The organism is Bowdeniella massiliensis (assembly GCF_023634005.1).
Lineage (GTDB): Bacteria > Actinomycetota > Actinomycetes > Actinomycetales > Actinomycetaceae > Bowdeniella > Bowdeniella massiliensis.
On sequence record NZ_JALIQR010000004.1, the window covers coordinates 104,358 to 119,105 of the forward strand.

Sequence of the window (14,748 nt, forward strand, 5' to 3'; positions counted from 1 at the left end):
GTGTAGTTCCAGATTCGCACGATCATGCTGCGAAAGACACTTGCCCACAATCTGTGGATAGCTGTGTGGATAAGTGGATCCTGAGGCATACTAAGCAGACGGTGAGCGATCCAGATCTGGCAGACTTGAGTTCGCTTGCCGCTACCAATGTCGTGTCTCGAGGAGTGTCATGGATTTAACGGAACTGTGGGATGGGGTCTTAGCCCGCCTTCAACAGGACTCCAGCACCCCCCGGGTATCCATGGCTTTCGCTTTCATGGCCCGCCCAACCGCCGAGACTGACCAACACCTCATCGTCGAGGTTCCCTCTGGGATCGCTCGTGATCACTTGGAAACACTCCTGCGGGATCCGTTGCACCAGGCCGTGGAGGATGTCTCGGGCAAGAAGCTTTCCATCCTGTTCGCCGTTAATCCGGAACTGAATTCTGTCCCCATCAATTCTCCGGCGACACCAGAGCCTTCCACCTCAGCTCCTGCTGTCACTTCCTCAGAACAATCAGCGCCAGACAACGTGATCCAAGCAGATTTCGGAGACACCGAATCCTCGCCTACCGAGGTTCCTACTCGTTCGTTTGCTTCGACCGCTGCCCTTCCCGTCGAAGAGGATCCCGCACGACTGAATCCCAAGTACGTATTCGAAACATTCGTGACGGGACCATCCAACCGGTTCGCGCAGGCAGCGGCTACCGCGGTCGCCGAATCTCCCGCCAAGGCATACAACCCACTGTTCATCTACGGCGGATCGGGCCTTGGTAAGACACACCTGCTACACGCCATCGGTCACTATGCCCGTCATCTCTTCCCGGGAATCCGAGTAAAATACGTGAATTCCGAAGAGTTCACCAACGATTTCATCAACTCGATTCGTGACGACAAAGCCGAGAACTTCCAACGCCGTTACCGCAACGTCGACGTGCTACTGATCGATGACATCCAGTTCCTTGGGGGCAAGGAGCAGACGGTCGAGGAGTTCTTCCACACGTTCAACACGCTGTATAACAATTCCAAGCAGGTCGTCATCACCTCCGACATTCCGCCCAAACAACTCAAGGGCTTTGGCGATCGCCTGATTTCTCGTTTCGAGATGGGCTTGCTGACAGATGTCCAGCCGCCGGATCTGGAAACACGTATCGCAATTCTCCGCAAGAAGGCCCAAGCAGAAAAGCTTGAGGTCGAGTCCGACGTTCTGGAGTACATCGCTACCCGGATCGTCACGAACATCCGTGAACTCGAAGGCGCACTGATCCGTGTCACAGCCTTTGCGAATCTCAACCGCACGCCGGTCAATCTCAGTCTTGCTGAGCTCGTGTTGAAGGACATCATCACGGACCCGAATGGTCAGGAGATCACTCCTACGATGATCATGACCCAAACCGCGAAGCACTTTGATATCTCTATCGAGACCCTTCGCTCACCCGACCGTTCCAAGAGCGTCGCATCCGCTCGCCAAATCGCGATGTATCTATGCCGCGAACTGACGGACCTATCGTTGCCGAAGATCGGCGATGCTTTCGGACGTGACCATACGACCGTCATGCATGCGTGCCGGAAAATCACCGCACAGCTGGCTCAAGAGCCGACCATCTACCAGCAGGTCAAGGACCTCACGACGGGAATCCGCCAGCACGCGCTGCGCGGAGGGCAGTAGTTCTTCTCATTCACAGCAGTTGTTAACCAGCTGTGAGTGAGGGCGATTTGTCGTGGACAACGTGCTCGGCGGTTGCGGATAGCTTGGTGATGACAACGAGCTCCTCACAGCACGACGCCACTTCTCCTGAAACTATCCACAATCCATGCACATGATAACTCCGCGGGATCACGCCAAAAACTTGGCCTTTCCACAGGATTAACACCCCCTATGATGATGACTACTTATAAAAGCGAAATGACAAAAGCTCGAAGTACTTGGGCTTGTGGCGGGCGGGATGTGGCCGATCCAAACCTGGGGATGGTCCTGTCGGAGCTCGATTCGTGAGATTCTAAGTCGTAGGAAACCTGGGTAGGATCCGGGAAGTGCCAACCGGAAGAAGAGAGAGATCGTGAAGTTCAGGGTTGATCGTGATGTGTTGACGGAAGCCGTAACGTGGACGGCTCGGTCACTGCCTACCCGTCCTGCAGTTCCCGTCCTTGCGGGTGTGCGGATTTCAGCTCGCGATGGTGCACTGACGCTGTCCTCGTTCGACTACGAGGTGTCCGCCAAGTGTGAGCTACCCGCCGAGATCGACGATGACGGCGAAGTTCTCGTTCTTGGGCGACTGCTCGCAGATATTTGTAAGTCGCTTCCAAACAAGCCGGTCACGATCGAATCGGATGAACAGAATGTGTCGCTCACCTGCGGAGCCTCCCGATTCAACCTGCTGACGATGCCACTAGAGGACTACCCGGCTCTGCCGAACATGCCGAGCCTTGCAGGCCAGGTCGAGCCCGCGGTCTTCACCGATGCCGTCAACCAGGTGTCCATTGCGGCCTCGCGTGACGACACCCTGCCCTTGCTGACCGGTGTTCTGGTCGAGATCGAGGGTGAAAAGATCACCATGATGGCGACCGACCGGTACCGGTTGGCGCTGCGCGAACTGACCTGGATCCCCACGGATCCCGAGATTTCGACCTCGGCTCTTGTCCGCGCTCGGACGCTTACCGATGTTGCTCGATCCATGACCTCCGGTGAGGATGTCCAGATCACGCTGGATGCCGAAGGCGAAGGCTCTCTCATTGGTTTCGAAGCCGGCGGCAAGCACACAACATCCCAGCTGGTTGAGGGTGACTACCCCAAGGTGCGTCGCCTCTTCCCTGATTCCATGCCGACCCATGCGGTCGTCGACACCGCGGCCCTTACCGAAGCTGTCAAGCGTGTGGCACTCGTAGCCGAGCGCAATGCTCCCATTCGTTTGACGTTTACCGACGGCGAACTGGCCTTGGAGGCCGGCCAGGGCGAAAACGCTCAGGCGTCGGAAGCGGTTCAAGCCAGCCTCGTCGGAGAAGATCTCGTCACGGCTTACAACCCGCCGTACCTGCTGGATGGGCTTTCGGTCATTCACACCCCGTACGTTCGTTTCTCCTTCACTCACCCTTCAAAGCCTGCGGCGTTGACGGGACAGGAGAAGCTCGACGGTGATGACGACAAGAGCTTCCGCTACCTGCTGATGCCCCTCCGGGTGGGGATCTAGCTCCCTAAGTCAACCGTGTTCATCTCGGATCTAGCGCTAGACCAGTTTCGTTCCTACGACCACCAGGTCGTCCAGTTCGCAACGGGTGCTCAGGCTCTGATCGGGCTGAACGGCCAGGGAAAAACCAATCTCGTCGAGGCCATTGCCTACCTCGCGACGTTCTCGTCGCACCGGGTGGCAGCCGATACGGCATTGGTGAAGGCGGGAGAGTCGGCAGCGGTCATCAGGGCGAAGGTCCAAGACGGCGATCGCAGCCTCATGCTGGAAGTTGAGATTCTTGCTGGCAAGGCCAATCGCGCCCGGCTGAACCGCACCCCGGTAAAGACGCGCGAACTGCTCGGGATCGTGCATTGCGTGATTTTTGCGCCCGAAGACCTCATTTTGGTCAAGGGTGATCCCTCCGATCGGCGCCGATTCCTCGATGACCTCCTCGTGCAGTTCTCGCCGCGGCTGGGTGGCGTCAAGACCGATTACGACCGAGTTCTCAGGCAGCGCTCGGCGCTGTTGAAGAGTGCGTTTGGTCAGCAGCGCGCCGGCCGTAGCCCCGACCTGTCAACGCTCGACGTCTGGGATGAACAAATTGCGGATCTGGGCGCGCAGATCATCGTTGCGCGCGCGGATATGGTCGCCGAGTTACAACCCCTGGTCGAGGCCGCGTACGACGAAGTTGCCAGCGGCCAGTCCACCGCGGCCATCTCGATCAAGTCCTCGCTCGGGGAGGTCCCGCTCGATGAGCTTCGAGATCTTGACCAGATGAGACAACGCCTGGCGTCGGCGCTCGTCGATAATCGCGCTCGGGAGATTGAACGCGGATTGACATTGGCGGGGCCGCATCGCGATGACCTCGTGCTCACCTTGAATGAGCTGCCCGCTCGCGGCTATGCCTCCCATGGTGAGTCGTGGTCTTTCGCGCTTGCGTTGCGCTTGGCATCCTATGAGCTTCTTCGAGCCCGAAACGACAGCGATGGGCGCACGAGTCCGATCCTGATTTTGGACGATGTTTTCGCCGAACTCGACGCCTCGCGCCAGCGCCGACTCGCAGCCATGGTTGCAGGCGCCGAACAGGTTTTTGTTACGGCAGCGGTGCCCTCGGATGTACCCGAGGAACTCGACGCCCAGCGTTACACCGTCGCAAACTCAGTGGTCAGCAAAGACGAATCATGAGCGATGACATAAGCGACGAAGCCGCGCTCATGGCCTATCAGCGGGCGCGACGCATGACGCGAGGACACGTCTACCGTCGGGGCCGGTCTGCGAGACAGCGGCAGATTCACGCGGACGATCTCGTCGAGGAGATGGATGCAGTTCCGCTGGGGGGACCGGGGCTGGGCGACGTCGGTTCAGGTGCGAAACGCTCGCGGCGCGATCCGCAGCCGGTCGCCGATGTGGCCGAACGCTTCGTTCGGATGCGGGATTGGTTTTCTGAGGTTGGCGTTGGTGCTGTCCTTGGCAACTGGGCGGAGATCGTCGGTCCGCAGACGGCTCAACACTGCTCAGCCGAGTCATTCAAGGACGGCCTCCTGACGATTCGGACGTCATCGACAGCGTGGGCGACGCAGCTCAAGCTGTTGTTGCCTCAAATCGAACGCCGCATCGCGGAAGAGGCGGGCGATGGCATCGTCACCGAGATCAAGATTGTTGGACCGGCGGCACCGAGTTGGAAAAAAGGGCCTCGAGTTGTCAAGGGTCGAGGTCCGCGTGACACCTACAACTAGAGCTATCCACAGGCTGTGTGTAACTTCGGGTTTGTCGGATTTCCGGTAGACTGGTCAAGTTCAGAGCCCGTGCGAAAAACGCCTCGGTGTCGTGCGACGTCAGCGTGAGTTGCCGGGCTGTACCCGTGCCTTGAAGGAGACACCGCTATCGTGGCTGACGCAACGAGCGCCGAGGATCGGCCTGACTACGGTGCTAGCAGTATTACCGTCCTCGAAGGGCTTGAAGCAGTCCGCAAACGCCCGGGCATGTACATAGGCTCCACCGGTGAGCGCGGCTTACACCACATGGTCTATGAGGTCGTCGATAACGCTGTTGATGAGGCTCTAGCCGGTTACTGCACCCACATCGAGGTGACGATCCAAAACGACGGCGGGTTACGCGTTGATGATGATGGCCGCGGTATTCCGGTGGACATTCACCCGACCGAAGGCATCCCGACGGTCCAGGTAGCCATGACGATTCTGCACGCGGGCGGCAAGTTCGGCGGCGACTCCTACGCCGTATCCGGCGGTCTGCATGGTGTGGGTGTCTCGGTCGTGAACGCCCTGTCGACGAGGGTCGAAACCGTCGTCAAGCGCCAGGGTTACACCTGGTACCAGTCCTTTGCCGACGGCGGAAAGCCGGTCGGTGAGCTCCGCAAGGGTGAACCGACGGACGAGACCGGCACGAGCCAGACGTTCTATCCGGATCCCGAAATTTTCGAAACGGTCGACTTCGACTTTGAAACGCTGCGGGCACGCTTCCAGCAGATGGCGTTTTTGAACAAGGGCCTCAAGATTACGCTCACCGATGAGCGCGATGAAGCAACGGACGCGGGCGACGAGATCACCGGCGATGACGAAGGCACCGAAAACGATCCGGTAGCCGGCCACCGCGAGGTGACCTACCTGTACGAACGCGGCCTGTACGACTTCGTCGAATACCTGAATTCAGCGAAGCGCGTCGAGCCCGTGCACGCCGACGTCATCGATTTTTCCGCGGAAGATCCCGAGCGCAAGATCTCCCTAGAGATCGCCATGCAGTGGACGAACGGATACTCCGAGGCCGTCCACACCTACGCGAATACGATCAACACTTCCGAAGGCGGCACCCACGAAGAGGGTTTCCGCTCGGCGCTGACCTCGCTCGTCAACAAGTACGCCAAGGACAAGGGCCTGCTGAAGGACAAGGACGACAACCTCACGGGCGACGATATTCGCGAGGGCCTGACCGCTGTCATCTCGATCAAACTGGGAGAGCCGCAGTTCGAGGGCCAGACGAAGACCAAGCTCGGCAACACCGAAGCGCGGACTTTCGTCCAGCAGCAGCTATACGCCAAGCTTGGCGACTGGTTTGACGCGCATCCCTCGGAAGCTCGCGACATTATTCGCAAGTCGCAGCAAGCGGCCGCAGCCCGCATGGCAGCCCGCAAGGCGCGCGAAGCCACGCGACGCAAGGGTGCACTCGAGTCGGCGTCGATGCCCGGCAAGCTCAAGGACTGCACCTCGCGCGATGCGACGAAGTGCGAGATCTTCATCGTCGAGGGTGACTCCGCAGGCGGCTCGGCCGTGCAGGGCCGCGACCCGGAAACCCAGGCAATTCTGCCCCTGCGAGGCAAGATCCTGAACGTGGAGAAGGCTCGCCTGGATCGCGCGCTATCCAACGAGGAAGTGCGTGCGCTCATCACGGCTTTCGGTACCGGCATCGGCGAAGAATTCGACCTCGATCGTCTGCGCTACTTCAAGATCATCCTCATGGCTGACGCCGACGTCGATGGCCAGCACATTTCGACGCTGCTACTGACCCTTCTCTTCCGCTACATGAAGCCGCTCGTCGAAAACGGGCACGTCTACCTCGCGCAGCCCCCGCTGTATCGCATCAAGTGGACGAACGCGCCGCACCAGTACGTCTACTCCGATCGCGAGCGTGACGCCGCGATCGAGGAGGGCCGCGCGGCCGGGAACCGCCTGCCCAAGGACAGTGCGATCCAGCGCTACAAGGGTCTGGGCGAGATGAACGACCACGAACTGTGGGAAACCACGATGAACCCCGAGACCCGCACGTTGCGACAGGTCACGATCGGTGAAGCTGCCGCGGCCGACGAGATCTTCTCGATCCTCATGGGCGAAGACGTCGAATCCCGACGCAGCTTTATTCACCGAAACGCCAAGGACGTCCGGTTCCTCGACATCTAGCCGGAACTAACGACGCGAAAGAAGTATCACTGTGAGCGATGAGCAGACCAACGACGAGCTGGATGTCGTAACCGAGGGCCGCGACCGCATCGAAATGGTCGACCTGAAGACCGAGATGAAGCGGTCCTACCTCGACTACGCGATGTCCGTCATCGTGGGCCGAGCCCTGCCCGATGTTCGCGACGGCCTTAAGCCCGTCCACCGCCGCGTTCTTTACGCGATGTACGACGGTGGCTACCGGCCCGACAGCGCATTTTCCAAGTCTGCGCGTATCGTCGGCGACGTCATGGGTCACTACCACCCGCACGGCGACTCGGCGATCTACGACACCCTCGTCCGCCTCGTCCAACCATGGTCGATGCGCTACCCGCTCGTCACCGGCCAGGGCAACTTTGGTTCCGCCGGCGATCAGGGCGCCGCCGCCCCGCGGTACACCGAGGCCAAGATGGCGCCGCTCGCGATGGAGATGGTGCGCGACATCGACCGCGAGACGGTCGACTTCCAGGAAAACTACGACGGCCGCTCGCTCGAGCCCGTCGTGCTGCCCGCGCGCTTCCCGAATCTCCTCGTCAACGGCTCCGAGGGCATCGCCGTCGGCATGGCCACCCGCATCCCGCCGCACAATCTGCGCGAAGTCGCCGACGGCGTGAAGTGGCTGCTCGAGCACCCCGAAGCGGAGAAGGAAGAGCTGCTCGAAGCGCTGCTGCAGCGCATCAAGGGCCCCGACTTCCCGACTGGCGCGCAGATCCTCGGCTACCGCGGCATCGAGGAGGCCTACCGCACGGGCCGCGGCTCGATCACGCAGCGCGCGATCGTCGAGGTCGACGAGATCAACGGTCGCACCTGCCTCGTCGTGACCGAACTTCCCTACCAGGTCAACCCCGACCGCCTGCTCAAGCGCATCGCCGAAGGCGTCAACGAAGGCCGCCTGCCTGGCATCGCCGATATCCGCGACGAATCCTCCGGCCGCACCGGCCAGCGCCTCGTCATCGTGCTCAAGCGCGACGCCGTTGCGAAGGTCGTGCTCAACAACCTGTATAAGCACACCGCGATGCAGGCGAACTTCCCGGCAAACATGCTGGCGCTCGTAGACGGCGTTCCGCGAACCCTCTCGCTCGACGGCTTCATCCGCCACTGGGTCAACCACCAGCTCGAGGTCATCGTCCGCCGCACGCGCTACCTGCTGCGCAAGGCGCAGGAACGGATGCACCTGCTCGAGGGCTACATGAAGGCGCTCGACGCCCTCGACGAAGTCATCGCCCTCATCCGCGCCTCGCGCACCACCGAGGACGCGCGCAGCGGCCTCATGGAACTGCTCGGCATCGACGAGGTCCAAGCCGAGGCGATCCTGTCCATGCAGCTGCGCCGCCTCGCTGCCCTGGAACGCCTAAAGATCCAGCAGGAATACGAGGACCTCAAGGCACAGATCCTCGACTTCGAGGACATCATCGCCAAGCCGGAACGCCAGCGCGTCATCGTCGGCGAAGAGCTCGAAGCCCTCGTCGAGAAATACGGCGATGAACGCCGCACAACGATCCTGCCCTTCGACGGCGAAATGCGGATGGAAGACCTCATCCCCGAAGAAGACGTCGTCGTCACTATCACGCGCGGTGGCTACGCCAAGCGCACCCGCATCGACAACTACCGCTCCCAGCGCCGCGGCGGCAAGGGCGTGCGTGGCGCCGCCTTGCGCGAAGACGACATCGTCGAGCACTTCTTCACCACGACGACGCACCACTGGCTGTTGTTCTTCACCAACCTCGGGCGCGTCTACCGCGCCAAGGCCTATGAGCTGCCCGAGGGCGGGCGCGATGCCAAGGGCCAGCACGTCGCGAACCTCCTCGCATTCCAGCCCGAGGAGCACATCGCCGAGGTGCTCGCGATCAAGGACTACGAGCAGGCCGATTTCCTCGTCCTCGCCACGCGCGAAGGCCTCGTGAAAAAGACCTACCTCACCGAGTACGACTCCAACCGCAGCGGCGGCGTCATCGCCATCCGGTTGCGCGAGGACGAGGACGGCAACGCCGATCAGCTCGTCTCCGCCCGCCTGGCCTGCGTCGGCGACGATCTCATCCTCGTCTCCAAGAAGGGCCAGTCGCTACGCTTCACCGCCACCGACGAGGCCCTGCGCCCGATGGGCCGCGCAACCTCCGGCGTACGCGGCATGCGCTTCCGTGACGGTGATGAGCTACTCACCATGGACGTCGTGGAAGACGACGCCGACCTCTTCGTCGTCACGGAGGGCGGCTTCGCCAAGCGCACGCGTCTGTCCGAATACCGGGTCCAGGGCCGCGGTGGCATGGGCGTGAAGGTCGCCAACCTCGTCGACGCCCGCGGCGATTTGATCGGCGCATTGGTGACTCACGACGATGATGAGGTCCTCGTCATCATGGAACGTGGCAAGATCGTGCGTACAAAGGTTGCGGAGGTTAACCGCACCGGACGCAACACCCAGGGCGTGACGTTCGCCAAACCGGACAAGGGCGATCGCATCATCGCGATCACTTTGAACAACGAGACCGACGACGAAGACGACGCCGAGTCGGCTGAGGAGGCCTAATGAGCCAGGACAACACCAACGAGGATCGCCCGCGACTCGTCTCCCCGCCGCCCCCGAGCGAGGACGATGTCCTCACCTACGACGAGGCAGGCGACGTCCGTGAGCCCGCCGAGGTCGATGAGCCGCGCACCGGCTTCTTTGCGCGCCGCGGCACGGGCGAAACCACGGGCCTGGCAGTCGATTACCGCATCATCCAGCGCGTCGATCCGTGGTCGGTCATGAAGCTCGGCTTCCTGCTATCGATCGCGATCGGCATCATGACAGTCATCGCTGCCGCGCTGTCCTGGCTGCTGCTCGACTCCTTCCAGGTCTTCGCCCAGATCACCAAGATCATCGGCGAGATCGATACCTCCTCCGGGGAGTTCTCCAAGCTGCTCGGCTACCTGCACTTCGATAAGGTCATCTCGCTGGCCACGATCGTCGCGATCGCGAACACGATCCTGCTGACAGCCCTCATGACTATCGGCGCGTTCCTTTACAACATCGTCGCGTCCCTCGTCGGTGGCATCCACGTCACCCTCGTCGAGGAGTAGTGAGCGGGAACACCACATCCCGGTTTGGGATTGACCGACAAAATGGGATATTCTCATTCGGTCACGGGCCTATAGCTCAGTCGGTTAGAGCGCTTCCCTGATAAGGAAGAGGTCGCTGGTTCGAGTCCAGCTAGGCCCACCACGTACTCGCCTAAGGAGGGCAACGTGAAGAAGATTCTGGCAATCGCCGCAGCTTCCATCGCCGGTTACGCCCTGTGGGTTCGGATCCAGCAAGAGCGCGAAGAGCGCGACATCTGGGCCGAGGTCACCGACAGCTTCGGCGAGACTCCCGAAGATCTCATCGCGCTGCAGAAGTAGACTGTTTCGCACTAGGGGCCATGGCGCAATTGGTAGCGCACCTGCTTTGCAAGCAGGGGGTTAGGGGTTCGAGTCCCCTTGGCTCCACTCGATCCACAAGGCTCGAACCCTTGCCATCGTTGATGGTTTCGGTTCGGGCCTTGTAGCTTTTCTAAGCCCACCGCGTATCAGGGAGCTCGAAAGTCTGGCTCCCGATTCTTAGCGCGCGTTCTCAGAAGCAAGTCGCGCATAGACGAGGGTGTCGGTCCATTCGCCCTTACTAAACCAGTCCTGAACGTGATGTGCTTCGAGCCTCATTCCTACGCGGCTGGCCAGTGCTGCGGAGGCGCTATTGCGAGCATCCATCTGTGCGGTGATGCGGTGAAGCTTGTAGTGGTCGAACCCGAGAGCGAGCACTGCCTGCACAGCCTCGCTGGCGAAACCTCTTCCACCGTGTCTCGGGTCGAGGACCCACCCAATTTCGCCTTGGTCGTGCTCGTCATTGGTGAGCCACAGAACTACATCCCCGATCGCGACGCCCTCAAGCTCGATGACCAGCGCAAGCGAACCACTCTCACCATCGAGGCCGGTCTTGCCCAGGCGCTCGGCGAGCTTGTCACGGGCGACTTCCGCGGTCCACGGTTCGTCCAGCAGGTAACGGGCAACATCTGGTTGCGAGTACAGCTCGTGAAGCCATCCGGCATCGTCTGCGTTATGCAGACGGAGGCGCAATCGCTCCGTCGCCAAGGGCCACTGAACGCTAGGCGCAAGGTCGCGTCGGTAGTGAAACAACTCCTCGGAGCGTCCTGCAGGCGTAGTCCCGACGCGTTGCTCAACCAAACGGAACCCCGCGGCCGTCAAGCAGCGCTGCGAGGCTCGGTTCTCCGGGAGCGTGCGTGCAGTCAGGAATCGAAGACCACTGTTGTCTGCCAAACGCGATGCCAGTTCCAACGCTCGACGAGCATGCCCTGCTCCCCGTGCATCGGGATGAATCCAGAACCCGACCTCCGCAGCCTCGGAGCTGACGCCGAAAAGCACCACGGACCCTACGAACCGGTCCGTCTCTGCATCGGCAACTGCGAGGACTGCCAACCTACCCGATGACAGACCTGCTGCGACCTCGTCTTGGATCATCCGCCGCACGGACTCGGGGCTGTATTCCGGTTTGGGAAGGTGACCGAACTGCCCCACAGCCTCGTCCTTGGTGCCGGCTGCATATGCTTCCGCGTCCAGCTCGGACAGGGGACGTAGGCGAGTGTTCTTAAAGGTGATTGGGAGGGTGGTGGCATCCAGCATCCTCTTAACCTAACATAGATTGGATAGCTAACTGAAGCATGTTCGGTTAGGGTGGTGCGGTGAGCTACTGGGAACACTGCAAACCTGTGCAACGTCTCCGTGCAGTGGACATCGTGAAGGTTGCGAGGGCGTCCGTGAGACTGCTGGACGAAGGCGGATTGAGGGCCCTCACTCTGCGATCCGTGGCGCAACAGGTCGGCGTCGCCCCAGCTAGCCTCTACTCGCGGGTGGAATCAGTCGACGATCTGTTTGACCTCGCTCTCGACACAGCGCTCGCAGACGATCCCTTGATGTCCGAGGCGATCCGCAAGGCCGACCTGCCCTCCCTGATGCAAGCCTTCTTCGCGCACCTCACCACCCACCGCTGGGCCGGTCTGGTCATTGGCATGCGCGCACCCAGGGGCCCCGCCTACCTGGCCCTATCCGAGCGGATGTGCGTCCTGCTCGAACAAGCGGGCGCGCCGGATCCGCTGGGAACTGCCTACCGATTGTCCAACCTGGTGATCGGTTCTTCCCTGACCGCACCCATGGCACCCGACGAAAAGCGAGTCACTATCGACCCTGAGCAAGCCCCCACGTACGCGCGACTCCACGCGACGCACCACATCAGTCCGCAAGAGATCCTTGCTAACGGAATAAAGGCACTCTTGCCGTAAGGGACTCTTCTGCTTCGGGGCTGCCTTGCGATGCAGATTGCCACAGGTTTGTCTGCGTGAGAATGATGGGCGCATTGGAGCTGGTCTCGAGAGCAGGGCGTGCTTGGCCCCTGGTCCATGTCATTGCCCCTGTCATTCAACAACGTAGCGCGAGGCCATCTTTGCGAGCCGATGCGCTAGCTCAGTGCTGGCCTCAGTTCCCACAGTCCACCGAACACCATCAATTCCGAGGTAGCGGTCTCGAGCGCGCTCCAACACAGCACGGTCCGCATCCGAGAGCATCGCTCCGATCTGGCCCACCGCCTCATCTTTCGGAACGATCTTTCCGGTTTCGAGTGTCACCAGAATTCGCGCAAGAGTAAGGAGAACATTGCACTCGTCTCCTTCGACCCCGGCCACGACCTCCTCGACACAATCGGCTACAGCACGACGCAGGACCTGAGTCGGAACTGTGGGCAGTAATGATGTCAGAGGCGGACCTAGCAACACTTGGTTAGCTTGCTGCGCGGTAGCTGTCAGCACGGTGACATCCGGATCAGTCGATGCGACCGGGAGCTCGCCTTCGACATAGTGATGCCGCAGCCACTCACCATATTGAAAATCGCGTGCCGGGACTTCCTCCCAGTTCACGGTCTCCGCTCTCACCACGCTGGTTAGTTCAATCGGACGCCGATCTTGGGCTTCAGGGAATCGCGCAGCATGACCGCGCCATCCGGAGCAGGCAAGGAGAAGACTCACTACATCACGCCGTTCAGCGCAAGACAGCGAACGCCTAGTGATCATGAGTAAGTCAATGTCGCTATCCGGTCGCAACCCACTCGACACAGTTGAGCCGAACACGTAGAGCCCTAGAACATCGCCAGGTTTCGTTCGCTCGACGTGCTGCACCACAGGAGCCACTTGCGCATGCCACTCTTCGTTGTACCCCACGGTGTCATTGTCTCAAGCGGTGCCACGTGAGTTGTTTTTGATGCGCGCGCCCCGCAGAGGCCGTGACATCTCCTCAATGCGGAGTAGGATCGAGTGATCGATGGACGACAGGGGGCTCCACCATGAATCGATCGACCCGCGCCGCAGCGGCCAGTGCCTGTCTCGTCCTGGCGATCGCGGCCTGTACACCCAGCAATCCGGCGCCGAACGACAGCTCGCCGTCCGCAACGACGCCTCCACCCGCCGCTTCGCCTACCGAGACGACCTCGCCCGATCCGAGCCCGAGCGAATCTGAGCAGCCGAGCGCGACGCCTAATCCGCCGGGCCGCAAGGCGAGCAACGTGCCGATGGAGAAGCTGAAACCGGGCGAGAAGGCGCCGCAGTTCATCATCGTGTCATTCGATGGCGCGGGCTCACACGCCAAGTGGCAAGAGTTCATGGCCGTCGCCAAAAAGACCGACGCCCGCTTCGTCGGGTTCGTGACTGGCACGTACTTCATCGACGACCAGCACAAGACCGCTTACCAGGGACCGGGGCACAAGGCCGGCAAGTCGTCGGTGGGATTCGGTGGCGATTCGCACCGGATCGCGACGCTCGTCAATGACCTGAACGAGGCGTATGCCGCGGGCCACGAAATCGGCACGCACTATAATGGCCACTTCTGCGCCGGGGCCGGCCCGTCGGGCAATGATTGGTCCACCGCCGATTGGAAGAATGAGATCGGGCAGTTCAAGAAGTTCCTCACCGAGCACAAGGCGATCAACGGCTACGACGACTCGTTTCCGGAGCTGAAGGTGCCCGTCGAGCACATCAAGGGTGGGCGCACGCCGTGCCTGGAGGGAAAGCTCGAGGCGATGATCCCGGCGTGGAAGGATGCCGGCTTCACCTATGACACGTCGATGGTGCTGTCCAATGGGCTGTCGTGGCCGGAAAAGATCGACGGGATCTGGGAGTTCCAGATGCCCGTCGTGAACTCTCCGGCCTTCGACAAACCGGGTTATAAGTCGCCCACCGTCATGGCGATGGACTACAACTTCTGGATCAAGTTCAATGGCGGCAAGGACGATAAGTCCAAGACGGCGGAGATGACGCGCGCCGCGCGCCAGACCTATGACTACATGTACGAGCAGGCGTTCGGCGGCAACCGGGCGCCGCTCGTCATCGGCAACCACTTCAATAACTGGTCCGGCAACGCCTTCAATCCGGCCGTGGCCTCCTTTATGGCGGACACGTGCGGCAAAGAGGAGACCTACTGCACGACCTACCAGGACGTCATCGCGTGGATGGAGCTGCAGGACCCCGAGGTGCTGAAGGCGTTGCTAGCCCAGCCGGCTCACCCGTGACGCGTCGCCTTGGTGACGAGGTCGGCCACGGCTCTGGTGTTGTAGGGCCGCCGCCCCGGGAGACTGGGGCGGCGGC

At 61.1% G+C, this 14,748-nt stretch carries 13 protein-coding genes, 2 tRNA genes and 1 pseudogene; 13 read left to right on the plus strand and 3 right to left on the minus strand.

What is annotated here, in order from left to right; genetic code table 11:
- Positions 1-169: 169 nt before the first annotated feature.
- From dnaA to MUN85_RS03765, 10 genes are all read left to right on the plus strand, one after another.
- The gene (dnaA, locus tag MUN85_RS03720) at positions 170-1,648 is read left to right on the plus strand and encodes a chromosomal replication initiator protein DnaA (protein WP_250505436.1); all 1,479 of its coding nucleotides are present in this window, start codon (positions 170-172) and stop codon (positions 1,646-1,648) included.
- Positions 1,649-2,039: 391 nt separating this feature from the next.
- Entirely contained in the window at positions 2,040-3,167 is a 1,128-nt protein-coding gene (gene dnaN, locus MUN85_RS03725; RefSeq protein WP_250505437.1) for a DNA polymerase III subunit beta, read from the plus strand.
- A gap of 15 nt (positions 3,168-3,182) precedes the next feature.
- Positions 3,183-4,331 carry a DNA replication/repair protein RecF gene (gene recF, locus MUN85_RS03730; protein ID WP_250505438.1) on the plus strand — a complete coding sequence of 383 codons (1,149 nt, stop codon included), beginning with the start codon at positions 3,183-3,185 and terminating at the stop codon, positions 4,329-4,331.
- Positions 4,328-4,882: a DciA family protein gene (locus MUN85_RS03735; RefSeq protein ID WP_250505439.1), complete on the plus strand. Its 555-nt coding sequence runs from the start codon at positions 4,328-4,330 to the stop codon at positions 4,880-4,882. The genes recF and MUN85_RS03735 overlap by 4 nt, the downstream gene beginning before the upstream one ends.
- Before the next feature lie 150 nt (positions 4,883-5,032).
- Complete coding sequence (gene gyrB, locus MUN85_RS03740; protein ID WP_250505440.1) at positions 5,033-7,057, plus strand: DNA topoisomerase (ATP-hydrolyzing) subunit B; 2,025 nt, start codon at positions 5,033-5,035, stop codon at positions 7,055-7,057.
- A 94-nt stretch (positions 7,058-7,151) separates the two neighbouring features.
- Positions 7,152-9,617: a DNA gyrase subunit A gene (gene gyrA, locus MUN85_RS03745; protein WP_250505529.1), complete on the plus strand. Its 2,466-nt coding sequence runs from the start codon at positions 7,152-7,154 to the stop codon at positions 9,615-9,617.
- Complete coding sequence (locus tag MUN85_RS03750; RefSeq protein ID WP_250505441.1) at positions 9,617-10,150, plus strand: DUF3566 domain-containing protein; 534 nt, start codon at positions 9,617-9,619, stop codon at positions 10,148-10,150. The genes gyrA and MUN85_RS03750 overlap by 1 nt, the downstream gene beginning before the upstream one ends.
- Before the next feature lie 65 nt (positions 10,151-10,215).
- Positions 10,216-10,292 (plus strand) — tRNA-Ile (locus MUN85_RS03755).
- 23 nt (positions 10,293-10,315) lie between these two features.
- Complete coding sequence (locus tag MUN85_RS03760) at positions 10,316-10,468, plus strand: DLW-39 family protein (protein WP_176780778.1); 153 nt, start codon at positions 10,316-10,318, stop codon at positions 10,466-10,468.
- A 14-nt stretch (positions 10,469-10,482) separates the two neighbouring features.
- Positions 10,483-10,555, plus strand: a tRNA-Ala gene (locus MUN85_RS03765).
- A 111-nt stretch (positions 10,556-10,666) separates the two neighbouring features.
- Here MUN85_RS03765 and MUN85_RS03770 read toward each other — a convergent pair.
- The gene (locus MUN85_RS03770; RefSeq protein WP_250505442.1) at positions 10,667-11,743 is read right to left on the minus strand and encodes a GNAT family N-acetyltransferase; all 1,077 of its coding nucleotides are present in this window, start codon (positions 11,741-11,743) and stop codon (positions 10,667-10,669) included.
- Positions 11,744-11,877: 134 nt separating this feature from the next.
- Here MUN85_RS03770 and MUN85_RS03775 point away from each other — a divergent pair, with 134 nt between their 5' ends.
- Positions 11,878-12,399: a TetR/AcrR family transcriptional regulator gene (locus MUN85_RS03775; protein ID WP_092565081.1), complete on the plus strand. Its 522-nt coding sequence runs from the start codon at positions 11,878-11,880 to the stop codon at positions 12,397-12,399.
- 132 nt (positions 12,400-12,531) lie between these two features.
- Here the strand turns inward: MUN85_RS03775 and MUN85_RS03780 are convergent, their stop codons facing one another.
- Both MUN85_RS03780 and MUN85_RS13030 read right to left on the minus strand, forming a co-directional pair.
- Positions 12,532-13,029: an aminoglycoside adenylyltransferase domain-containing protein gene (locus tag MUN85_RS03780; protein ID WP_250505444.1), complete on the minus strand. Its 498-nt coding sequence runs from the start codon at positions 13,027-13,029 to the stop codon at positions 12,532-12,534.
- A 144-nt stretch (positions 13,030-13,173) separates the two neighbouring features.
- Positions 13,174-13,329: pseudogene (locus tag MUN85_RS13030) on the minus strand (nucleotidyltransferase domain-containing protein); the annotation flags it as partial.
- A gap of 100 nt (positions 13,330-13,429) precedes the next feature.
- Between MUN85_RS13030 and MUN85_RS03785 the strand changes: the two are divergent.
- Positions 13,430-13,624: a hypothetical protein gene (locus MUN85_RS03785; RefSeq protein WP_250505445.1), complete on the plus strand. Its 195-nt coding sequence runs from the start codon at positions 13,430-13,432 to the stop codon at positions 13,622-13,624.
- A gap of 46 nt (positions 13,625-13,670) precedes the next feature.
- Entirely contained in the window at positions 13,671-14,672 is a 1,002-nt protein-coding gene (locus MUN85_RS03790; RefSeq protein WP_250505446.1) for a polysaccharide deacetylase family protein, read from the plus strand.
- Positions 14,673-14,748: the final 76 nt, after the last annotated feature.